We start from the raw sequence: 21,015 nt of genomic DNA on the forward strand, positions 1-21,015 counted from the left end.
ATTTGTTCATCCATTGCACGTATAAAATCGACCATATGCAAGACAACAGGGTCGAACATATGGCTTAAAATCATGGACTATTTCGTATGACAAGAATAAGCGCAATAAAAACAACCGTTAAAATCTGTTTCGTTCGTCATTTTTTTGGCTTCTTCCATGGCGCTTTCACCATTCATGTGCAGACCAATCAACGTACGGCTTGCTGCATCACCTAAAAATGCGCAGTCTTCTGTATGTACAACGTATTGTCCATGATCATTTTTTGTATGAATAAAATAATAACTTTTTAGCATACCCCTCACCTCCAACCTGACTATCCTACTATAAAACTTCCAAAGATGTAAAGGTTTTTTGTTGGAAATGTTTTGATTTTACACATATTCCTTTTATTTCATAATGAGTTAAGAGATATGGAAATCTAAGTGAGAGTCAATGTGAAAATGAAGTTTGTCGAATAAAGGCATGCTAACGCCTTGATAGTTTGGGTGTTGGGGGATAGTGTATGTAGTACATGGTCTGCCCATTTGTCCTGTTCTGCGCTTGCTCATCTTTTTTTAAGCATTTTTGCCGGTGAAAGAATGACTCATTTCGATTAGCAGAAAAATAGCGCCCTTCACGTGAAGGACGCCGCAATCATGATAAAAGGATGTTCTCAAGAAGCAAATCCTTTATTGGTATATTTATTGAACTCCCTGGCCCTTTAATTCACGCTGCACGTCTAAGTCGGCAGCCTCTCTGCTGAACTTCGGCAATGTAATGAAGTAAAAAAGGAAGACGAGTAAAATAATGATGCCCATTCCGTAATAAATATAAGAAACATTTGTGATCAGCTTTGGAAATAGGACGGCAATTAAACCTAGCGTCATTGATTGTGCAAACATGGTGAGCGGATCAACCCATCCTGATACGCGGCCCATTAGGCGAGGATGGACAATTCTCGGCAGCCAGCCTCCTATGACAATGTTGACTGGACCAATGCATGTACCAATGACAAATGATGTGACATAAAATAACCATAGTGAATGGGTAGAACCAAGGACAAAAATAAGAATGCCGGCAACCAGAATTGGAATCGACATGAGGTATTGCATTTTTACCTTTTTAGCAAGAACAGAACCCAATAAGCTTCCAACAAGAAGCCCTGCACCGATTGCAATTGTAAAGAAGGATGTATGCAGCTCAAAGTGATCTGGTGAAAGCCCGTATTTCATCGTAAACATTGGAAGAACGGCAAATGCGCCATTGACTAGACCGAAAACAAAGAAGCCAAAAATTAAAGAAGCCAGTAATTTATTTTTTAAAATATAAAGAATACCTTCTTTAAAATCTTTCAGAGAAGTTTTAATGGTCATGCCTCTCCAGCCGGCTTGTCCATTTGGCTGACGTGCTTCCATTGGAATGTTGCATGATCGAATAAGAATACCTGAAATAATAAAACTGACCAAATCAATGGTAATAGCACCATGAAGTCCAATCGTCTTATACATAATGGCACCTATACCAACACCAAATACCATAAACAGACTAAATAGCATTTGATTTAAACCAGCTGCTTTTGCATATTGATCTTTATTTAAGATGGCCTGAACGAGAGAGGCTTCAGCTGGATAGAAGAACTTCGTAATGGCACTTCGTATAAACAAGATCAAGAAAATAAGCGGCAGTGAATTAAAATAAATGACGATAAATAAAACGATTGTCAGCCCAGCTCGTATCCAATCACAATTCTCTGCGACTTTTTTACGATCAAAACGGTCAGCGACCACACCGACCATAAAAAAGACAAAGACCGTAGGCAGTGAATACATGAGCTCTGCCAATGTGGCGTAGGCGGGCTGATGACTAAAATGGTCGAGCAAATAAAAGGCAAACGCCATATTGCCTACTGTTGTCCCCATTTGCGAGGCAAGTGCTGCAAAAAAGAGACGAACAAAATTTCTGTTTTTAAAAATATCCATAAATACGCTCCTTAACCTGAAGATCCCACTTTCTATCATATAAAATTTTAACCATTCATACAATTGATTTCTCCTACTGGCTAATGGTCACAGGTGTTCCATTTGGAACGAGTGAAGCAAGTTCGAGGACATTCTGATTATACATACGAATGCACCCTCTAGACACAGCTTTACCAATTGAAGACGGGTTATTCGTCCCGTGGATGCCGTAATGAACTTTCGAAAGGCTCAGCCAATAGACGCCAAAGGGACCTCCTGGGTTTGGTTGTCTGTTGACAATATAATAAGAGCCTGTCGGGGTCATATTCAAAATTCTTCCTGTTGCAATCGGGTACGAGCGTATGAGTTGTGATCCAGAAAACAGAACGAGACGCTTCGTTGAAATTGAAACGGATATGCGGTAAGGGATGGTACTTGGATCCGGCAGCCCGGGAATGATGATGATCTCATTTTGTTCTGGTTCACGAGATTCAAGTGACGGGTTTGCAGCCTTTAAGGCATCTGTTGTTGTTCGGAAATCAAGTGCTATAGAAGCAAGTGTTTCTCCACTTTTCACCGTGTATCGCAGCACGAAGGACACTCCTTTTGTTCAAATAAAAGAAGCCGTGATGCCCGTCATTCAATATACAATATGGACGGAATCAGGCCCAGTAAGGTTTCTCCTAACATTTGTCATGAGAACGATCTTTATTTATACATATGCTGATCAAGGCGATTTGGCTTCTGTTTACACTCGAGAGGTTAAGGTGAGAAAGGTGATCTCAGGTTTGGCTAAAAATCGCAGCGGCATTCTGGTTGTCCCAAGTCCACGGTTGACATAGATACGGTGCTGATAGCTGCCGTATAACCCTTCGACATATGTATGCCCATAAGGTGCTGTGAGAATCGGTCCATAGAAAGGAAGCTGTATTTGACCGCCATGCGTATGTCCTGAAAGCTGCAAGTTAATCGGTGTTGTTTTGAGCTCTAGTGCGGCATCAGGCTCATGTACAAGCAGTAAAGTAAATAGGTCAGAGGAAACTTCCCGTTTGATGAGGTCGTAATCAGGCACATTCATCATGAGGTCATCCAGTGTAGCGAGCTGAATGTGCGCGCCTTCTTTTTCTAAAAGAAACACTTCATTTTTACATAATGTAAATCCGCAAGCTTCCATCGTTTTCTCATATACATCAATGCCAAATGGCCCGTAGTCATGATTTCCGCATATCGCCATCTTTCCAAACGGAGCATCAAGCTTAGACAAATAGGCTCTGGCTTTTTCATGTTCTTCAATAGATGACTGAAAATCAACAAGGTCACCTGTGAACACAATGAGATCCGGAGATTCAGTATTGATCTTTTGGACGATGGACTCTAAATCTTCAGCGGGAAATGTATCACTTAAATGAACATCACTAAATTGCGCAATTTTAAACTGATCAAATGAAGCTGGAAGCTGAGCATCATGAATGGTCAGTGATACGGCATCGATCATGCGCGGCTCAATGTACCGCGCGTAACCATACCCAAAGGTCGTGGTCAAAAAACCGAGAATACTCACTCCAGCTGCTCCTTTTAAAAACTGTCTACGTGAAAGTTGCTTCATATAAGATAAGACTCCTTTAAAAATAAAATTAAGTATAGCATGATATTTGATCAAACTCCCATATGGTGCATGGAGGGGAAATCATGATATGATAGAAAAAACAATGAATGAATAGTCATTCAAATTCATCAAAGGGGGAGAACAAATGACGAAGCAAACAGTGATTGTCACAGGAGGATCAAGCGGAATGGGGAAGGCGATGGCCACTCATTTGGCACTTGGGGGCTGGAATGTTGTGATGACTGGAAGAACAGAAGAGACGCTTGAAGCAACCGCAAATGAAATCAAACAGAAAGGCGGCTCTGTCGCTTATTTCCAAATGGATGTGCGAAATCCAGATGATGCTGACCAAATGGTGAAATTTGCGGTAGATACATTTGGCGGTGTGGATGCGCTTATCAACAACGCAGCGGGGAACTTTTTGGTTCCGGCGGAAAAGCTGTCTCCAAACGGATGGAAAGCGGTCATTGATATTGTGCTAAATGGTACATTTTTTTGCAGCCACGCGGTGGGCAATTATTGGATTCGTCAAAAGAAAAGCGGGAGTATGATCAACATGGTCGCCACATATGCATGGGGTGCTGGTGTAGGTGTGGCGCATTCAGCAGCAGCAAAGGCGGGTGTTCTATCACTGACCCGCACGCTTGCGGTGGAATGGGGAAAACAATATCGAATTCGCGTGAATGCTATCGCACCAGGGCCAATCGAGAGAACAGGCGGTGCTGATAAACTGTGGGAATCTGAAGAGGCTGCACAAAGAACTTTAGATAGTGTGCCTCTCGGCAGACTTGGCACGCCAGAAGAAATTGCAGAGCTTGCGAGTTTCTTATTATCAGACCATGCATCTTATATTAATGGCGATTGTATCACGATGGATGGGGGACAGTGGCTTAACCGATCACCATTTTGAATGACCGTGTAAGACCTGCTTTTGATATGGTATAATCACACAAAGAGAGAAGCAGGTGATGAAAATGGTCGATCCATTGGATATTTTAACGAATATTGAAGATGTTTTCCCGCACTATCAAGCGATCTTCAGTGCGGAAGAACAAAAAGTGATAGGCTATGAGATTCTAGGAAGAATGAAGCTTGAGTCGGGAACGGTTAGTCTAGGCTCCTTCTTTACGGATTCATCTATTCCTGACGAATATAAACTTGAAGTAGATCAAAAAGTACTGCGTCAAGCGCTTGATCTCTTCACAGCGGCGGATGAAGATTTGCTCATTTTTATTAATCATGATGCCAATGTCCTCATGCTTGACCATGGCGAAAGTTTTTTAGAACTTTTAAAGGAATATGAAGCAAGAGGCATTCAGCTCAACCGGTTTGTCATTGAAATTACTGAACATACGTTTAGCGGCGACATTGAGCAGCTTTACCATACGTTAACGTATTATCGTACATATGGAATCAAAATCGCCGTATCTAATATAGGAAAAGAAAGCAGTAACCTTGACAGGATTGCCCTGCTTTCACCCGATCTATTAAAAATTGATTTACAGGCCTTAAAGGCTTCCTCTCCTTCCCCTTCCTATGAATATGTCTTATACAGCATTTCACTGCTTGCGAGAAAAATAGGAGCGGCTTTAATTTATGAGGACATTGAGGCAAATTTTCAGCTGCAGTATGCATGGAGAAACGGCGGGCGATATTTTCAAGGCTTCTATCTTCATGAGCCTGCGGCAGAACTAATTGACCGTAACAAACGAAAAGATCAGCTTAGAGAAGAGTTTCAACAATTTATTGCCCATGAGAAAAAGAAACTTCAAGCTGTCTATGAGCATTCTGAAACATTTTATAAGCGAATTCATCAAGCTGTCAGTACATTAAAAAAATCATGCAGTACAAATGATGAACTCATTCAAAAACTGGCACTCGAACTAACAGATTGCAGCTTTCGAATTTATATGTGTAATGAGGAAGGATTTCAAATCACTGGGAATGTATTTAAGAAAGATAAAGAATGGTTGTTTCAGCCGGAGTATATAGAGAAAAACTGGAGCTGGCGTCCTTATTTCCTAGCGAATATTCTTCAAATGAGAATTAGTGGAAAAGGATTTTTCAGCGATATTTACAGTGATTTAGAAACTGGAGAGCGAATCCGTACGTTTTCCTATCCGTTAGAAGAAGACGTATATTTGTTTATAGACCTCCCGTATGCTTATCTATATGAGCAAGATGGATTAATTTAAAAGCAGCCTTCATGGCTGTTTTTTAAAATAGAAAAAAGAAATAAAAAATGGTTGACAATGAAACTGATAATCATTATCATTTAGTTATAGAGAGAAGCTACTCTCTGTTCCCCAACCCCTCTATCAGATCAAGATCCAAAAAACTTGGCGCTACCCCCGCCAAGTTTTTTTTGCGTTTTAATCTTTCCCTTCATGCATAGGACATCCCAATTCATCCATACATCTTAAGTGATGATAGTTAGACAGTAGGAGGGAAAAGCCATGATCAAACGCGACAAGCGGCTGCTGATTAGTTTGCCAATGCCAGATCACCCAGATGCAAATGGTGCAGCTGCTGTGCAAGAATTACTGGGCGGGAAATTTGGTGAAATGTCCACATTAAATAATTACATGTTTCAGTCCTTTAACTTTAGGGGAAAACGAAAACTCAAACCGTTTTATGACCTCGTATCAAGTATTACAGCTGAAGAATTTGGTCATGTAGAGCTTGTGACAACCGCTGTCAATCTCATGATTACAGGAACCACTCATGGGGGAGATCCAGATACAACACCGATGAAAGCAGCTGTTGATAAACGAAATACACAGCATTTTATCCAAACCGCACAAACAGGCTATCCGTTTGATTCAATGGCAAAACCATGGACAGGAGAGAATGTGTTTTCAAGTGGTAACCTGATTCTTGATCTTCTTCATAATTTCTTCCTTGAGTGCGGAGCTCGTACACATAAAATGCGTGTATATGAAATGACGGATCACCCTACAGCAAGAGAGATGATCGGTTATTTACTTGTAAGGGGAGGCGTGCATGTGGTGGCGTATGCAAAAGCTCTTGAGGTAGCCACAGGAGTAGATGTAGGGAAAATGCTGCCGATTCCAAACCTCGACAATAAATACTTTGATTCTGCCAGAAAGTTTGAAGAGCAAAATGTTCATACAAAACTGTATACATTTAGTGATACGGATTACAAGGATATCAATCTGATTTGGAAAGGCAGCCACCCAATTGATGGAAAGCCGCTGACAGTTATTGAGGGCACCCCAAAAGGGGCACCTGTACCAGATTATAGAGATTTGCCGGAAGAGTTTGCGCCGGGTATTTCAAAAGAGGATTTTGACGAAATCGCCAAACGCCTGATGAGATCGGCAGGTATATAAAAAACAGGATGAATGAGATGAGAAAAAAAGACTCAAAATAAAAAAACAGATTCTTTTTCTTTTTTTGAATTCAAGAGGAAAAATATCATCTGAGAACACTTTATGGTATGATGCTTTGTAGGACTTGTGTATAATCAATACGGGGTTCATCTTGAGTTGTTTTTTTGAAAGGAGTCTTTTTTTAGAATGTCACAATTAATGGGTATTATTACAAGGCTGCAAAGTCTTCAAGAGACAGCAGAAGCTGCAAACGAGCCGGCACAGCGTTATTTTGAAGTGAACGGTGAGAAAATCTGTAGTGTTAAGTATTTCGAAAAGAATCAAACGTTTGAATTGACTGTTTTTCAACAAGGGGATAAGCCAAACACATTCCCATTTGACAACATTGATATGATTTCGATTGAGATTTTTGAGCTTTTACAATCCTAAGCTGAATCGTATGAAATGTTTTTTCTGAGGATTCCTTCGTTTATTTCGGAAGCATACACTTCATAGGTGATGGACAAATGGAAGATGATCATTCAGCGCATTGTTCGGATAAGAGACCATTAAAAAGGAGTTCCTTTCTGTGAGCGATTCTTTTTTCTTTCATCTATCTGAAGATCATTTAGCGTTTTCTGATGTCGTCATGAGAATGAAAGACTTTATTCGAAAAGATCCGAGATCTGTCTATGTGTTATCAATTGGTACGGACTCTCAGGTTCATCAGAATGTCACAACATTTATGACTGCAATTCATCTTCACCGGATTGGCAAAGGAGCGTGGGGCTGTCTCACACAACACGTGATGAACAGACCTGTGCAAAGTCTTAGAGAAAAAATTTCATTAGAAACAGCGTTTAGCCAAAAGGTATGCGCAGACATCCTGGAGGGACCTTTAACAGAACTGATGGATTTGCTTCTTCCGTTTGCTGAGGAAGGGGCAGACCTTCGTTTTGAAGCTCATCTAGATATTGGCAAAAAAGGAAGTACGAAAGAGCTGATTCAGGAAATGACCGGAATGATCACAGCTATGGGAATTGAAGCAAAAATAAAACCCGACTCATATGCAGCATTTTGCTACGCCAATCGATACACAAAATAAATTCCGTCATTTTTCTCCAAACCTTGTCGAAACATGCGGTTGACGATTCGATTCTAGTTCCTTATTCTAGCTGTATAGAGAGGAAGCAGACATTCAAACGCCTGCTAATCAATATAAAAGCATATATGAAACAGGGGGCCTGATGTTGAATGAGCGTCATCGAAAATCGTTTTAATGAAGAAGAGAAAAAGCTATTATTAAACGTATTACTGAATCAGGAATATGCTGTCGAATTACTAAGCAGTGAGATCAATGATATAGAATGTGGAACAAAAAATGTGGACGACAATACGTATAAGCAATTGATCACATTGTATGACAGAGTAAGGTTTGAGAATTAATATCGGTTAAACATTCTATTAGATACTCTACGCTGAGTATCTTTTTTATGCAGAAAAAAATCTTTCGACAAATTTCGTTTTAGTTTATGCTTAATATGAAAAGGGAATGGATGATTGATGATCGAGAGAAAAGGGGTCGAAGAAACATGATAGAGATAGAACCGACTCAATTGCTTGAGTCAACAGTAGCCGAACATATGATTGATGCAGATAAAGTGGCACATGTTCAAATTGGAAATAATCTTGAGCATGCCCTATTGGTCCTGACAAAAACAGGATATACAGCCATACCAGTATTAGATGCTTCTTATCATCTTCATGGGTTAATTGGAACAAATATGATCATGGATAAAATCTTTGGTTTAGAACGAATTGAATTCGAAAAACTCGACCAATTGAAGGTAGAAGAGGTCATGCTAACAGATATTCCAAGACTGAAAACGACTGATCCAGTGCTGAAAGGCGTTCACTCTGTGACGAATAATGGATTTGTTTGTGTAGAGAATGAGGAGCAAGTGTTTGAAGGGATTTTTACTCGACGTGTTGTATTAAAGCGCTTAAATGAGGTCATTCATTCCGCAAAAAAATGAGCTGCAGCCCAGCTTATTTTTTTTGCCTTCATAAGCTATTATTTATATAATGACCATATCGAATAAGAAAAACTTATCAAGAGAAGGAGGGTGCTCATGCAGCTTCAAGAGTTACATATGCTTGTTGTCCTAAGTGAAGAATTAAATATGAGAAAGGCATCAGAGCGGCTCTTTGTCTCACAGCCTGCATTATCTCAAAGGCTGCAAACGATCGAAAAGGAATGGGGAACCAAAATCTTTTTTCGTTCACAAAAAGGACTCACTGTGACTTCAGCAGGTGAACAGATTATTCAATTTGCTAAAGAAGTCACGACGGAGCAGGATCGAGTGAGGGAGAGAATTGATGAGCTTGAAGGGGAGATTCACGGTACGCTCAAGCTTGCCGTTGCATCCATTATTGGTCAGCACTGGCTGCCAAAGGTATTAAAGCGGTATGTCGAAAAATATCCAAATGCCAAAGTGTCCCTTGTGACCGGCTGGAGCAGTGAAATGCTCAAAAGCTTGTATGAAGACCATGTGCACATTGGGATTATTCGCGGAAACCCTGATTGGAAAGGTACAAAGGAATATTTGATGACAGATCATTTATATTTAGTCGATTCTGTGATCAAGGACGTCGATGAGTTAATCGAGACAGAACGGCCGTTTATTCAATTTAAAAGCGACAGCACCTATTATCAAGAAATCCAGCACTGGTGGCATCAAAAGTTTAAAGTCTCGCCAAAGCAGACGATTCTTGTGGACCAAATTGAGACATGTAAACAAATGGCTTATCATGGCATCGGCTACGCCATTTTGCCTTCTGTCACCTTGTATGACCATGAAAAAAGTGTTCATAAAACACCGCTCGTTGACGTAAATGGAGAACAAATCGGGCGTGACACATGGCTTTTGGGATATGAAGCATCTTTTCAGTTAAAGCAGGTCCAAGCATTTGTTGGTGTAGTAAAAGAAATGCTTGAAAGCGAGGCTGTGTAAGTACCTTCTGAAAGACGTCGATAATCAAACGTACTGGCCTGAATTGAATGTTGAATAGATTTGGCTGGTTATCATTCTACGAAAAGAAAGCAGATCACATGATGAGAAATAAACAAAGCAAGAAGATCGACATACCGAAGTGGGGAAAATATTTACGAGGGAGATGGTGTGAACGTTTTGCAAGCCATCTTTCATTAGAAGAACAAAAAGAGATTGGGATGGATGGTTTTCTATGGCACCTATGCAGCTGGGAAAAGGTTGAGTGCCTTGAAAAAGATGAAGCGATCAACGCATTTCTTCATCAAACAAAGCATAAATGTACCATTTTTTATCAATTTGTGGATGAAGCATATCTTTTTGAAAACGCTAGTGCACTCTCAATGAATGATGTACCGTATAAAAAGGATGATATGGATTACACCGATATGTATGTCATGGATTGGGATGAACACTGGACATTTGTGATGACGCACGAAACCGCTTGTGGTCCATATTTTATTCAGACACATAAAACGAGTGAATCATAAAGCAATGAAATCTTGATCATTTGAGAACCGCCTTCCAATTGGAATGAGCGGTTTTTTTGTGGATTATTGTGATGTGAAACAATGTCTTTTCATAAAAACATTTGACAATGAAAATCATTATCATTTAAAGTGTACATATAATAATTGAAAATGATTATCATTTAGATGAGGTGACCAATAGATGAAAGCACTAATTGCATTTGCGAGTATGTCTGGCAATACGGAAGATATAGCAGCGATCTTAAAACAAACGCTTGAAGGAAAAGGGATAGAAACAGAGATGATGGAATTTGACGATACGAGCGCAGAAGATCTTTCTTCATACGATTATGTATTGATCGGCTCTTACACATGGGGTGATGGTGATTTGCCTTATGAAGCTGAGGATTTTTATGAAGAGGTCTCAACTCTTGAACTTAGTGGCATCAAAGCGGCGGTATTTGGATCAGGTGATTACAGTTATCCGAAGTTTTGCGAGGCTGTCCATACATTCCATGACATGCTGAAATCAACAGGTGCATCCGTATTTCCTGAAACATTGAAAATGGAACTTGCGCCAGATACAGATGAGGATGTGGCGTGCTGCGAGGAGTTTGCAACGAGTTTCTTAACGTGGGCAGCTTTGTCTGAGAAAAGAGCTGAACATCATGTTTCATAAAGGTGCAACGGCCGTTGCTGCATCTAAAAGTGGCGGATACTTTGTAGCGGTCAAACGAGAAGGTATTTTTCACTACAGTGTTGAGAGCGGCTGGCAGCAACTGTTTAAGCTCAAGCATAAAATCCACGCCATTAGCTATATTGGTCCTTATTTGTTTGGTGTTGGTGAAAATGGAACAGTCATCCGATCAGGAGATGAGGGCAATACATGGGCGATATCATCATTTCCAACAAATGCAGTCGTTTGGTCTATTACAGGGCGCAAAGATGGTTTTGTGTTTGCACACGGAAAGCACAGCATTTATGTGTCAACTGATTTCGGGATTTCCTGGGAAATTATGAAGCCATTTGCTCATGTGAATCAGCCTCCAGTGATTCGTTCGTTATGTATAGCAGGTGATCACCTTTATATTGGAACGCAGATTCATGAGGTGCACGGAGGCATATGGGTGTATGACTTGCAGAGTGAACAGGTTTTTCTGCTAAACAGAGAAGAGCACCGAATGACAGCGTCTATGCTGTTTTGTCAGAAGCATCTTCTTGTCTGTGCATTAGGCTCTAAAAAAGGCAAAAAAGGATCTGTTCAAATTTTAGACTTACATACAAATGTTCTTCATGATATTCAATCACAAGCCTTTGCTAGAGAGGAATCATTTTTGGATGTGTCAGAGGATAATGGCATCATTTATGTGACTACCTCACAGGACGAACACGGATATTCTAAAGTGTATCAGCTCGATATAGAGCAAAAAGAGCTCAAATGGTTTGACACGATCAAAGGACACGGTTTTCGTGTCGCCAATCAAAAAGAAAATTTTTTCTGTGCAGGATTATATGAAAGTAAGTTTGTCAGGCCTTATGAGGAGCCTGCGCTGATTCATTAATAAGGAGGAAGAAAAAGTGACGGAAAAGGTTTTATTGGTGTATGCCACGATGTCAGGAAATACAGAAGCAATGGCTGATTTAATTGAAAAGGGATTAACGGAAGCAGGAGCTAGCGTGGACCGGCATGAAGCGATGGATATTGATGCTGAACTTCTTCAGGATTACTCGTACATTATGTTAGGTGCATATACATGGGGAGATGGTGATCTTCCAGATGATTTTATTGATTTATATGAAGAAATGGATGAGCTGGATTTGACGGGTAAAGCATTCGCAGTATTCGGTTCTGGAGATACATCATATGAACATTTCTGCGGAGCTGTTGACTTAATTGAAGAAAAGGTAAAGGAGTTAGGCGGTGAAATTGTCCTCCCATCCGTAAAAATTGAGCTGAATCCAGAAGGAGAGGAAGAAGAGGAACTGATTTCTTTTGGCAAACAATTTGTTCTTCTTCACCAGCAAGAAGCGGGATAATGGAGCCCGCTTGTTTTATTTGCCAATATGGAGACGATTCTTTCACTTGTCATTAAAACTCTCCTTTGATACAGTAATGAAGTATAAATTAAGAGGAGGACATACATACATGAAACAAATGGATGCGAATGAAATTATTTCATTTATTCAAAATAGTACAAAATCAACACCTGTTAAAGTCTATATCAAAGGGGACTTAGAAGGTATTGAATTTGGTGAACATGCAAAAACATTCATCACAGGTAGCACAGGTGTTGTCTTCGGTGAGTGGAGCGAAATTCAAGTAGCTCTAGAATCAAACAAAGACAAAATTGAAGATGTTGTTGTGGAAAATGACCGCCGCAACTCTGCGATTCCTATGTTAGATTTAAAAAATATTAAAGCACGTATTGAACCAGGTGCCATCATTCGTGATCAAGTTGAGATCGGTGATAATGCCGTCATCATGATGGGTGCATCTATTAACATCGGTTCAGTCATCGGAGAAGGTACGATGATTGATATGAACGTGGTTCTTGGCGGTCGTGCGACAGTAGGTAAGAACTGTCATATCGGTGCTGGATCTGTTCTTGCAGGTGTCATTGAGCCACCTTCTGCTAAACCAGTTGTCGTAGAAGATGACGTTGTCATCGGTGCGAACGCTGTTGTTTTAGAAGGTGTGACAATTGGAAAAGGTGCGGTTGTAGCAGCTGGTGCGATCGTTGTAAATGATGTGGAGCCTTACACAGTTGTAGCAGGAACACCTGCAAAGAAAATCAAAGACATTGATGAAAAAACAAAAGGTAAGACTGAAATCAAACAAGAACTGCGTCAGCTTTAATTTTTACCATTCGCAGCTGAAGACATAGACGTGGATGATGTATCCACGTCTTATTCGTATAGAGGAAAGGAAGCGAGTGCACTTGTTAAATCTTGAGCAATTAATATCCATTCGAAGAGATTTGCACCAAATTCCTGAGCTTGGTTTCCAAGAGTTCAAAACACAAGCTTATCTCATTGAGCATCTCAAATCGTATCCAAAAGATCGAATTGACATGGAAACATGGCGGACTGGACTCTTTGTGAAAGTGAAGGGGACAAACCCAGCGCGCGTATTTGCTTATCGCGCAGATATGGACGGCCTGTCTATTCCAGAGGAAACTGGCTATTCATTTCAATCTGTACATGAGGGGAAAATGCATGCGTGTGGACATGATTTTCATATGACCATTGCCCTTGGTATCATTGATTATTTTGTTCATCACCCAATCAAAGAAGATATACTCTTTCTTTTTCAACCGGCAGAAGAAGGACCTGGCGGAGCTGAACCGATGCTTGCAAGTGATGTCTTGAAAAAATGGACGCCAGACTTTATTACAGCGCTGCATATTGCACCTGAATATCCAGTCGGAACGATTGCAACAAAACCGGGTCTACTATTTGCCAATACGAGTGAACTAGTGATTGATTTAGAAGGAAAAGGCGGACATGCCGCTTATCCTCATTTAGCGAACGATATGGTTGTGGCAGCAAGTGCACTTGTAGGCCAGCTGCAATCTGTCATTTCACGTAATGTGGATCCTCTAGATAGTGCAGTGATTACAATCGGCACAATTTCAGGAGGAACCGCTCAAAACATCATTGCACAACACGCGAAACTGGATGGAACCATTCGCACGCTCTCACCAGAGTCGATGGAAAAGGTGAGAAAACGAATTGAAGCACTAGCAAAAGGAATTGAGATAGGCTACGAATGCAAAGCAACAGTCAGTTACCCTTCATCCTATTACGAAGTGGACAATTCAAAGGATATGACAGAAGAATTTATGTCATATGTCGCCGAAGAAGGACTTGCGAATGTGATTGAATGCAGAGAAGCCATGACAGGAGAAGATTTTGGCTACATGCTGAAAAAATACCCTGGATTCATGTTTTGGTTAGGGGTAGATTCACCTTATGGGCTGCATCATGCAAAGCTGACACCTGATGAAAAGGCTATTGAAACGGCTGTGAATGTCATGACGGCCTATTTCAAAAAGCAAGCGGGTGAATGAATAATCGAGCCACCTCCTGTACACCTTATGAACAGGAGGTGTTCTTGATTATGACAAGAATTGGTGTAGAACCATCTTTATCCGATGTGGAAGAACTTTTGAAGCAAAAAGGGTATGATGTCGTACGTATTCAAAATGAACAGCAAATGGATCAGTGTGACTGCTATGTGGTCACTGGACTAGATTCAAATGTTCTTGGCATTTCAGACACAACGACAAAGGCATCTGTCATTACAGCGTCAGGTATGACAGCTGATGAAATTTGTCAAGAAGTAAAACAGCGTGTTCAATAAAACACAAAAAGAACCGGGAGATTATGATCCTGGTTCTTTTTGCTCTTTTTCTAGATCGAGTACTTCTTTCATTTTTTTGCGCAAGATTCGTTCTACCCGCCATTGCTCCATTGTTTCAGTTTTCGCAATGATACGCAGCACGAGAGAAGAGGAACCGAATGCTTCCACTCCAACAACTTGAGGTCCTTCGATGATTTGAGGTGTTTCTTCCCGCACTTCATCACAGGCTGCTTGCAAGGTTGTGATCATCTGATCCACATTCTCATCTGGAGATAATTCGATATCAACGAGTGCCTGCATCGTTCCCCTTGAATGATTGCTTACATTGAGTATACTTCGATTTGGAATGAAATGAAGAGTACCATCAAAGCTTCTTAGCTGCGTTGTTCTAAGTCCGATTTGTTCTACGATCCCATCAAAGCCTGCAACCGTAATATACTCGCCGACATCAAATTGTTTTTCTAACAGAATAAAAAATCCAGTCACAATATCACTGACTAATCCCTGTGCGCCAAATCCAATCGCAAGTCCAATGACACCTGCGCCAGCTAGTAAAGCGGTTGGATTATAATGAAATAGGTCAAGGATCATGACAACTAGAATAAAAATCAATAAGTAGGCGAAGATATTTAACGTAAGACTTTGCAGTGTCTGAGCTCTTGATAAAGAGACGTCATGCTTGTTAGAGAATTTTTCGTAGGCGCGCTTAATCATCTTGTTTCCTACGGCTCTTACGACAAAATAAATCACAAAAATAGCGATTAATTTTAACAAAATCATACTGCTATTGAGGATGATGGAAATCCAATCTACTTGTTCAAATGCTTTCATGATTTTCAAAACCTTTCTATGTATGCGCTAAAAGAGAAGCTAATCATTTGTTCCCTTATGCAAGTCATGTTAAACTTTTATTAGTTGCAGCGATAGATTGTGACAGGGCGTTAATTAAATTTATTATTAATTAATATTGACTAAAAATCGCTTAAGTATTATAATTATGTTTGTGAAGTTATTAACTAAATGAGAATTCAACCTTTTGATTCTCATTTTATATACAGCTAAGAAGTCTGTATAAAGATATTATTTTATGGAGGGATTTACATATGGCAGAGCGTTTTGTAGGAAAACAAGCTCCACGTTTTGAAATGGAAGCAGTACTTGCTAACAAGGAATTTGGTAAAGTTAGTTTAGAGGAAAACATGAAGAATGACAAATGGACAGTTCTTTTCTTCTATCCAATGGATTTCACATTTGTTTGCCCAACTGAAATTACAGCAATGAGCGATCGTTATGATGAGTTCGAAGACTTAGATGCAGAAATCATTGGTGTATCTACTGATACAATTCATACGCATTTAGCTTGGATCAACACAGATCGTAAAGACAATGGTCTTGGTCAATTAAAATACCCGCTAGCTGCTGACACAAACCACACAGTATCTAGAGAATACGGTGTTTTAATTGAAGAAGAAGGAATCGCACTTCGCGGTCTATTCATTATTAACCCAGAAGGCGAACTTCAATACCAAACAGTATTCCACAACAATATCGGTCGTGATGTAGATGAGACATTACGTGTTCTTCAAGCATTACAAACTGGTGGACTTTGCCCAGCGAACTGGAAACCTGGTCAAAAAACACTTTAATTGATAGCTGAAGAAACAGAAGGGTCTAACTGATGTTAGACCTCAGATTGTTGACAAAGGGCTAAAATGATATTAATCTTTGCCATTTGTATCTTTTTATTTTTTTTACTTTAATTGATAGCTGAAGAAACAGAAGGGTCTAACTGATGTTAGACCTCAGATTGTTGACAAAGGGCTAAAATGATCTTAATTTTAGCCCTTTGTCTTCTTTTCAGCGTGACCTGAAAACCTTTGCAGTCTAGGAAGGACGAGTACCGGAGCGGAGCGAATTTGACATTCGTGAGCACCTGCACGCAGGACTGACAAAGAATGCGAGGGTTTGTCTACACGCTGGGGTCTAACTGATGTTAGACCTTTTTGTTTCGACACATACAATGGATGGAGGCGCTTCAAAATGAAATTACGTCAACCGATGCCAGAACTAACTGGTGCAAAAGAATGGTTAAATGGAGAAGTAACGAGAGAAGAATTGATTGGTGATAAACCAACATTGATCCACTTCTGGTCAGTTAGCTGTCATCTTTGTAAAGAGGCGATGCCGCAAGTGAATCAATTCCGTGATCAATACAAGGATCAACTAAACGTTGTCGCAGTTCATATGCCGCGTTCAGAGGATGATCTAGATCTAGATAAAATCAAAGAGGTCGCACAGGAGCATGAAATCACACAGCCTATCTTTGTGGACAGTGAACATAAACTAACAGAAGCATTTGAAAACGAATATGTACCAGCTTATTATGTATTTGATAAAACAGGTGCTTTACGTCACTTCCAAGCTGGCGGAAGCGGTATGAAAATGCTTGAAAAACGTGTCAACCGAGTTCTTTCTGAGTCTGAAAAGGCTGCAGAATAGGCTTTCCCTCCATGATTGGGGGTTTTTTCATGGGAAAAACAGGAGACATATGAGACTGGACGAATGTGATTGTATCTGTTCTTCCTAGGAAAAGAGAAAATGAGGGACGCCATTAAAAAATATTCCCTTAATAAAAAAGGTATATTGACCTATTTACATTTTTGTTTTGAAATGAAGATGTAAAAATTTTAACTTTTTACGATTCAGAACGTTTTTGCACAAAAGAAATTTCAGTTTGATAAATAACTATATAAATCAAGTAGTTTAAGTGTTTATTCAAATTTTTTACAATTTTTTAGTGTTTGTCAAAAGCCTACAGTGGCAATGAAATGGGTGCCGATTTTTCTTCTTTGGCAAAATTTTAGTTGAAAATACCTATCTGATAGCAAACTGTAAAACGATAAAAAAATAGTTGATAAAATTAGTTTTCTAATCTAATATTTACTATAGAATATTTTTTATATGATGAGGGGGAAGTCCATTGTTTAATGAGAGGGAAGCGTTACGTTTACGATTGGAACAATTAAACGAAGCAGAAGTAAAGGTCATCCGTGAATATCAAATTGAACGAGATGCGATTTATGCAAAATTAAGAGAATTAGACCGTCAAGGGACAGGTCTAGTAACAGATACAAAAAAAGAAGTGCGTACAGAGAGAAAACCGGATTCATTACCTGTATTAGCTGAGCTTGCTGCACAAGAAATGAGAAGCTACCAGCAGCCTTCGCAATCGCAATCAACTGTTACATCATCTTTAGGAACAGGTCAGCTAAATGGTGCACCTGTAGGTATTCCTGAAGGATCTACAAGACGAAGAAGAGGCACAGCTCGACCTGGTTCAAAGGCAGCTAAGCTTCGTGAAGCTGCGATCAAAACGTTAAAGCGACATAATGCGGCGATTAAAAGCTCAGAGCTTCAAAAAGAGATTGAAAAAGAGAGCGGTCTTGAAATTCCAAATATGACAACGTTTATGCAAAGCTTAATTAAAATGTACCCTGAAGTGAAGAAGCCTTATCGCGGACAGTATATTTTAGAAGGCGACATTCAAACAGAAGACGAATAAATAAAAAAGAAACTGCTGAGCGTAAACGCCAGCAGTTTTTTCTTTCTTATATCAAGAACGGATCACTTTTTTTGATCAACTGTATAGACATACTTTCGCTCCTTAGGCATGTTGTCACGCTGCTTTTTAAATCTGTCAATCTTCACTGTCATGACCTCGCCATTACGCTGCACTGCATCCACTTGTGCCTGGAGCGATTCTACTTGTTCGTTTAGTTTCTTCAAAATAGGTTCGATTTCTTCCGTTGTTTGCAGCGTGTGATCTTGTGAAAATGGCTGCGGATTTGTTTGAGCAGACTGGTCAATATCAGCAAAGTGGGAGGCGATCCATTCTTCGCTTTCTGCTAGCTGTTTTTGATAGCTTGTGAGCGTTTCATAAAAAATCGCTTCTTTTGCTTTTTCGATGTGCAGCACTTTTTCTTGTGTTTCATAAAAACGCTGCTGAAGATGTCTGACGCCTTCTTGTAATAAATGGAGCTCTGCTTTTTTATCGCCAAGAGTTTGCTGCAGCTTTTCAATCACAGCCGATAAAGTATTTCCTTTTTTCTCCTCTTTTGCAAGACGTTTATCTTGATCTAGTAACCGGTTGTTTAATTGCTGAGACATTTCCTTATATTTTACAACCTTCAAATGCAATCGGTGCTTTTCTTCTGTTTCCTTTCTTCGATGGTAGGTTTCCTTTTGCAGCATTTCATGGAGAAGGACAATTTTATGTAATAATTCGGATTTGCTACAGGAGAGATCTTGTATTTTAGAGGCTGCATCGTTTTGATCAATGGTCATTTCATCCAATTGTTGTTTTAATTGAGTGAAATCCTTTTTCATCTCATGATATTCTTGAGTTAACTTTTTATTTTTAGAATACGTATACGTGGACTGTAAATCAGAAATCATTTGTTGATATTTGGCAGTTTCAGCTTTTAAATATAAATTCTCTTGAGATAGATCATGGAAAAGGGGAGAAGCATGGCGCCGGTTCATAGGTAGACCCTCCTTATTCATGTTACCAATAAAGTATGCAAAATGAGTGCGATTAGAACAACCATATCAAAGGGGTGAGATGATGAGCGTAGTGAATGTGATACTAGCTGGAGGAGCTTCCAGACGTTTTGGAGAGCCAAAGGCAAGTTATTTGTATCAGGGGAAACCACTGTATGAGCATGTTAAAAAGCAGCTTTTAAATGAGCAAATCATCGTCATCAGTCATCCAAATCTTCTGCCTTTTTTCAAAGAAAGAGGTGAACAAGCTGTCTGGTTAGATGATGAACAGGTCCGTGGAAATGGGCCGCTTGCAGGAATATATACCGCTATGCAAAAACAAGAAGCGGAGTGGTATTTGGTGACGGCATGTGATATGCCTTTTATACGAAAAGAGACAGCGGAGGCATTATCGTCCTATTGCAATGAGCATGTAGATGCCGTTGTCCCGCTTGTACAGGGAAGGTTACAGCCTTTATTTGCGCTTTATCACCGCCGCTGTCTGCCGTTTATTCAGACATGTATCAAAGAGAATCAATTAGCCATCAAAGATTTGCTTAAAAAACTTAGCGTCTACGTTGTTACCGAGGACGAACTGAAAGCGGAAGCAAATGAATTTCATAATATCAATAAAAGAAGCGATTTAACTGAAAACGGTATGATATGATACATAAAAACGATGAGGAGAGAACAATATTGAACGAGCGATATTCAAGACAAATTTTGTTCCCTCCGGTAGGGGAAAAAGGCCAGCAGGCGCTTTGTGAAAGTCATGTCCTGATCGTTGGCGCCGGTGCACTTGGAACTGCTTCTGCTGAAGGACTTGTCCGGTCTGGAATTGGCACTTTGACGATTGTAGACCGTGATTATGTAGAATTCTCAAATTTACAGCGGCAGCAGCTGTACACAGAACATGATGCAAAGGCGCATGTGCCTAAAGCGGCTGCGGCCAAAAAACGTCTGCAAGAAATCAATCATGAAGTGATCATACACGCCCTTATTGAGGATGCAGGGGTGGAACTGTTAAGGCCGTTATTTCAGAGAGCAGATATCGTTATTGATGCGACAGATAATTTTGAGACAAGAATGGTGATGAATGATTTATCATTAGAAACGAATACCCCTTGGATTTACGGTGCCTGCGTGAGCAGTCAAGGGATGTATATGACCATTCTGCCGGATAGAACCCCTTGCTTATCATGTGTATTTACAGCAATGCCTGCCGGGGGATTAACGTGTGATACTGCAGGAATTATTTCCCCCGCTGTTCAAATGGTTTCGGCTTATCAGCAAACGGAGGCGCTGAAATATTTAACAGGGCATGAAGAGCAAATGGAGAAGAAGTTTGTCACATTTGATTTATGGCAATTATCTTCGTTTAAAATGGATTTATCTCGAACGAAGCAGGAGGATTGTCCATCTTGCGGTACAAACAGAACCTATCCATATTTGGATGAACAGCGTAAAAAAACGGCGGTTCTGTGCGGGCGTGACACAGTCCAAATCATATCAAAGGATTTAGAGAATCTTTCGTTTCAGCATGTGAAAGAGCGTCTGTCACCTATTTGTGAGGTGGAAGTGAACGATTTTTTAATCCATATACGCTATGAAACGTATCGTCTTGTCTTTTTTAAAGGAGGACGTGTATTAATTCATGGGACAAATGATGAAAAAGCAGCGAATTCATTACTAGCAAGACTGCTAGGCATATAGGAGTG

At 40.0% G+C, this 21,015-nt stretch carries 26 protein-coding genes; 20 read left to right on the forward strand and 6 right to left on the reverse strand.

What is annotated here, in order from left to right; translation table 11 throughout:
• Positions 1-77: 77 nt before the first annotated feature.
• The 4 genes from BA1_RS06400 to BA1_RS06415 all read right to left on the reverse strand — a co-directional run bounded on the left by BA1_RS06400 (position 78) and on the right by BA1_RS06415 (position 3,543).
• Positions 78-293, reverse strand: coding sequence for a hypothetical protein (locus tag BA1_RS06400; RefSeq protein ID WP_008356886.1), 216 nt, complete (start codon positions 291-293; stop codon positions 78-80).
• A gap of 387 nt (positions 294-680) precedes the next feature.
• A complete protein-coding gene (locus BA1_RS06405; protein ID WP_008356889.1) occupies positions 681-1,958 on the reverse strand; it encodes an MFS transporter in 1,278 nt (425 codons plus the stop codon).
• 73 nt (positions 1,959-2,031) lie between these two features.
• On the reverse strand, positions 2,032-2,529 hold the full coding sequence (locus BA1_RS06410; RefSeq protein WP_008356892.1) for a L,D-transpeptidase family protein: 498 nt from the start codon (positions 2,527-2,529) through the stop codon (positions 2,032-2,034).
• 156 nt (positions 2,530-2,685) lie between these two features.
• The gene (locus tag BA1_RS06415) at positions 2,686-3,543 is read right to left on the reverse strand and encodes a metallophosphoesterase (RefSeq protein WP_008356893.1); all 858 of its coding nucleotides are present in this window, start codon (positions 3,541-3,543) and stop codon (positions 2,686-2,688) included.
• A 145-nt stretch (positions 3,544-3,688) separates the two neighbouring features.
• Here BA1_RS06415 and fadH point away from each other — a divergent pair, with 145 nt between their 5' ends.
• The 15 genes from fadH to BA1_RS06490 all read left to right on the forward strand — a co-directional run bounded on the left by fadH (position 3,689) and on the right by BA1_RS06490 (position 14,758).
• Complete coding sequence (gene fadH, locus BA1_RS06420; RefSeq protein ID WP_008356896.1) at positions 3,689-4,453, forward strand: 2,4-dienoyl-CoA reductase; 765 nt, start codon at positions 3,689-3,691, stop codon at positions 4,451-4,453.
• A 64-nt stretch (positions 4,454-4,517) separates the two neighbouring features.
• Entirely contained in the window at positions 4,518-5,738 is a 1,221-nt protein-coding gene (locus BA1_RS06425; RefSeq protein WP_008356898.1) for an EAL domain-containing protein, read from the forward strand.
• 261 nt (positions 5,739-5,999) lie between these two features.
• Positions 6,000-6,896, forward strand: a complete 897-nt coding sequence (locus tag BA1_RS06430; RefSeq protein WP_008356900.1) for a manganese catalase family protein — start codon at positions 6,000-6,002, stop codon at positions 6,894-6,896.
• Positions 6,897-7,082: 186 nt separating this feature from the next.
• Positions 7,083-7,325 carry a YkuJ family protein gene (locus tag BA1_RS06435; protein ID WP_003212254.1) on the forward strand — a complete coding sequence of 81 codons (243 nt, stop codon included), beginning with the start codon at positions 7,083-7,085 and terminating at the stop codon, positions 7,323-7,325.
• A gap of 139 nt (positions 7,326-7,464) precedes the next feature.
• On the forward strand, positions 7,465-7,980 hold the full coding sequence (locus BA1_RS06440; protein WP_008356903.1) for a ribonuclease H-like YkuK family protein: 516 nt from the start codon (positions 7,465-7,467) through the stop codon (positions 7,978-7,980).
• A 149-nt stretch (positions 7,981-8,129) separates the two neighbouring features.
• Positions 8,130-8,321: an antirepressor AbbA gene (abbA, locus tag BA1_RS06445; RefSeq protein ID WP_003210802.1), complete on the forward strand. Its 192-nt coding sequence runs from the start codon at positions 8,130-8,132 to the stop codon at positions 8,319-8,321.
• 146 nt (positions 8,322-8,467) lie between these two features.
• Positions 8,468-8,911 carry a cyclic-di-AMP-binding protein CbpB gene (gene cbpB, locus BA1_RS06450; RefSeq protein ID WP_008356907.1) on the forward strand — a complete coding sequence of 148 codons (444 nt, stop codon included), beginning with the start codon at positions 8,468-8,470 and terminating at the stop codon, positions 8,909-8,911.
• A gap of 96 nt (positions 8,912-9,007) precedes the next feature.
• A complete protein-coding gene (locus BA1_RS06455) occupies positions 9,008-9,889 on the forward strand; it encodes a LysR family transcriptional regulator (protein ID WP_008356909.1) in 882 nt (293 codons plus the stop codon).
• Positions 9,890-9,990: 101 nt separating this feature from the next.
• Positions 9,991-10,416, forward strand: a complete 426-nt coding sequence (locus tag BA1_RS06460; protein ID WP_034738592.1) for a DUF4275 family protein — start codon at positions 9,991-9,993, stop codon at positions 10,414-10,416.
• Positions 10,417-10,597: 181 nt separating this feature from the next.
• Positions 10,598-11,074: a flavodoxin gene (locus tag BA1_RS06465; protein ID WP_008356912.1), complete on the forward strand. Its 477-nt coding sequence runs from the start codon at positions 10,598-10,600 to the stop codon at positions 11,072-11,074.
• Positions 11,064-11,957, forward strand: a complete 894-nt coding sequence (locus BA1_RS06470; protein ID WP_008356916.1) for a WD40/YVTN/BNR-like repeat-containing protein — start codon at positions 11,064-11,066, stop codon at positions 11,955-11,957. The genes BA1_RS06465 and BA1_RS06470 overlap by 11 nt, the downstream gene beginning before the upstream one ends.
• Before the next feature lie 49 nt (positions 11,958-12,006).
• The gene (locus tag BA1_RS06475) at positions 12,007-12,432 is read left to right on the forward strand and encodes a flavodoxin (RefSeq protein WP_034738594.1); all 426 of its coding nucleotides are present in this window, start codon (positions 12,007-12,009) and stop codon (positions 12,430-12,432) included.
• 109 nt (positions 12,433-12,541) lie between these two features.
• On the forward strand, positions 12,542-13,252 hold the full coding sequence (gene dapD / locus BA1_RS06480) for a 2,3,4,5-tetrahydropyridine-2,6-dicarboxylate N-acetyltransferase (protein WP_008356921.1): 711 nt from the start codon (positions 12,542-12,544) through the stop codon (positions 13,250-13,252).
• 37 nt (positions 13,253-13,289) lie between these two features.
• Positions 13,290-14,465 (forward strand): N-acetyldiaminopimelate deacetylase, encoded by a 1,176-nt coding sequence (locus BA1_RS06485; protein ID WP_051009107.1) that lies wholly within the window; start codon positions 13,290-13,292, stop codon positions 14,463-14,465.
• A 50-nt stretch (positions 14,466-14,515) separates the two neighbouring features.
• Positions 14,516-14,758, forward strand: coding sequence for a YkuS family protein (locus tag BA1_RS06490; protein WP_008356926.1), 243 nt, complete (start codon positions 14,516-14,518; stop codon positions 14,756-14,758).
• Between the two features lie 21 nt (positions 14,759-14,779).
• Here BA1_RS06490 and BA1_RS06495 read toward each other — a convergent pair whose 3' ends face one another.
• Positions 14,780-15,589 carry a mechanosensitive ion channel family protein gene (locus BA1_RS06495; protein ID WP_008356927.1) on the reverse strand — a complete coding sequence of 270 codons (810 nt, stop codon included), beginning with the start codon at positions 15,587-15,589 and terminating at the stop codon, positions 14,780-14,782.
• A 272-nt stretch (positions 15,590-15,861) separates the two neighbouring features.
• On the opposite strand from BA1_RS06495, the gene ahpA reads away from it, so the two are divergent.
• The 3 genes from ahpA (at position 15,862) to rok (ending at position 18,320) form a co-directional block, all read left to right on the forward strand.
• Positions 15,862-16,404, forward strand: coding sequence for a biofilm-specific peroxidase AhpA (gene ahpA / locus BA1_RS06500; RefSeq protein WP_008356930.1), 543 nt, complete (start codon positions 15,862-15,864; stop codon positions 16,402-16,404).
• 394 nt (positions 16,405-16,798) lie between these two features.
• Complete coding sequence (locus BA1_RS06505) at positions 16,799-17,257, forward strand: TlpA disulfide reductase family protein (protein ID WP_008356933.1); 459 nt, start codon at positions 16,799-16,801, stop codon at positions 17,255-17,257.
• A gap of 481 nt (positions 17,258-17,738) precedes the next feature.
• The gene (gene rok / locus BA1_RS06510) at positions 17,739-18,320 is read left to right on the forward strand and encodes a transcriptional regulator Rok (protein WP_008356936.1); all 582 of its coding nucleotides are present in this window, start codon (positions 17,739-17,741) and stop codon (positions 18,318-18,320) included.
• Positions 18,321-18,382: 62 nt separating this feature from the next.
• Here rok and BA1_RS06515 read toward each other — a convergent pair whose 3' ends face one another.
• Positions 18,383-19,300, reverse strand: a complete 918-nt coding sequence (locus BA1_RS06515; RefSeq protein WP_008356937.1) for a hypothetical protein — start codon at positions 19,298-19,300, stop codon at positions 18,383-18,385.
• Positions 19,301-19,382: 82 nt separating this feature from the next.
• On the opposite strand from BA1_RS06515, the gene BA1_RS06520 reads away from it, so the two are divergent.
• Both BA1_RS06520 and BA1_RS06525 read left to right on the forward strand, forming a co-directional pair.
• Positions 19,383-19,964: a molybdenum cofactor guanylyltransferase gene (locus BA1_RS06520; RefSeq protein WP_008356939.1), complete on the forward strand. Its 582-nt coding sequence runs from the start codon at positions 19,383-19,385 to the stop codon at positions 19,962-19,964.
• A 29-nt stretch (positions 19,965-19,993) separates the two neighbouring features.
• Positions 19,994-21,010: a thiazole biosynthesis adenylyltransferase ThiF gene (locus BA1_RS06525; protein WP_008356941.1), complete on the forward strand. Its 1,017-nt coding sequence runs from the start codon at positions 19,994-19,996 to the stop codon at positions 21,008-21,010.
• The last annotated feature ends 5 nt before the right edge of the window (positions 21,011-21,015 follow it).

This window comes from Bacillus xiamenensis (assembly GCF_000300535.1).
Lineage (GTDB): Bacteria > Bacillota > Bacilli > Bacillales > Bacillaceae > Bacillus > Bacillus xiamenensis.

Bases quoted from the DNA above. Each gene is read 5' to 3' on its own strand.
- BA1_RS06495 (WP_008356927.1), bottom strand. From the start codon at position 15,589: ATGAAAGCATTTGAACAAGTAGATTGGATTTCCATCATCCTCAATAGC.
- cbpB (WP_008356907.1), top strand. From the start codon at position 8,468: ATGATAGAGATAGAACCGACTCAATTGCTTGAGTCAACAGTAGCCGAA.
- BA1_RS06475 (WP_034738594.1), top strand. From the start codon at position 12,007: ATGTCAGGAAATACAGAAGCAATGGCTGATTTAATTGAAAAGGGATTA.
- BA1_RS06415 (WP_008356893.1), bottom strand. From the start codon at position 3,543: ATGAAGCAACTTTCACGTAGACAGTTTTTAAAAGGAGCAGCTGGAGTG.
- BA1_RS06470 (WP_008356916.1), top strand. From the start codon at position 11,064: ATGTTTCATAAAGGTGCAACGGCCGTTGCTGCATCTAAAAGTGGCGGA.
- dapD (WP_008356921.1), top strand. From the start codon at position 12,542: ATGAAACAAATGGATGCGAATGAAATTATTTCATTTATTCAAAATAGT.
- BA1_RS06460 (WP_034738592.1), top strand. From the start codon at position 9,991: ATGAGAAATAAACAAAGCAAGAAGATCGACATACCGAAGTGGGGAAAA.
- BA1_RS06485 (WP_051009107.1), top strand. From the start codon at position 13,290: ATGTATCCACGTCTTATTCGTATAGAGGAAAGGAAGCGAGTGCACTTG.
- ahpA (WP_008356930.1), top strand. From the start codon at position 15,862: ATGGCAGAGCGTTTTGTAGGAAAACAAGCTCCACGTTTTGAAATGGAA.
- BA1_RS06430 (WP_008356900.1), top strand. From the start codon at position 6,000: ATGATCAAACGCGACAAGCGGCTGCTGATTAGTTTGCCAATGCCAGAT.
- abbA (WP_003210802.1), top strand. From the start codon at position 8,130: ATGAGCGTCATCGAAAATCGTTTTAATGAAGAAGAGAAAAAGCTATTA.
- fadH (WP_008356896.1), top strand. From the start codon at position 3,689: ATGACGAAGCAAACAGTGATTGTCACAGGAGGATCAAGCGGAATGGGG.
- BA1_RS06425 (WP_008356898.1), top strand. From the start codon at position 4,518: ATGGTCGATCCATTGGATATTTTAACGAATATTGAAGATGTTTTCCCG.
- BA1_RS06465 (WP_008356912.1), top strand. From the start codon at position 10,598: ATGAAAGCACTAATTGCATTTGCGAGTATGTCTGGCAATACGGAAGAT.
- BA1_RS06455 (WP_008356909.1), top strand. From the start codon at position 9,008: ATGCAGCTTCAAGAGTTACATATGCTTGTTGTCCTAAGTGAAGAATTA.
- BA1_RS06405 (WP_008356889.1), bottom strand. From the start codon at position 1,958: ATGGATATTTTTAAAAACAGAAATTTTGTTCGTCTCTTTTTTGCAGCA.
- BA1_RS06490 (WP_008356926.1), top strand. From the start codon at position 14,516: ATGACAAGAATTGGTGTAGAACCATCTTTATCCGATGTGGAAGAACTT.
- BA1_RS06400 (WP_008356886.1), bottom strand. From the start codon at position 293: ATGCTAAAAAGTTATTATTTTATTCATACAAAAAATGATCATGGACAA.
- BA1_RS06435 (WP_003212254.1), top strand. From the start codon at position 7,083: ATGTCACAATTAATGGGTATTATTACAAGGCTGCAAAGTCTTCAAGAG.
- BA1_RS06505 (WP_008356933.1), top strand. From the start codon at position 16,799: ATGAAATTACGTCAACCGATGCCAGAACTAACTGGTGCAAAAGAATGG.
- BA1_RS06515 (WP_008356937.1), bottom strand. From the start codon at position 19,300: ATGAACCGGCGCCATGCTTCTCCCCTTTTCCATGATCTATCTCAAGAG.
- BA1_RS06520 (WP_008356939.1), top strand. From the start codon at position 19,383: ATGAGCGTAGTGAATGTGATACTAGCTGGAGGAGCTTCCAGACGTTTT.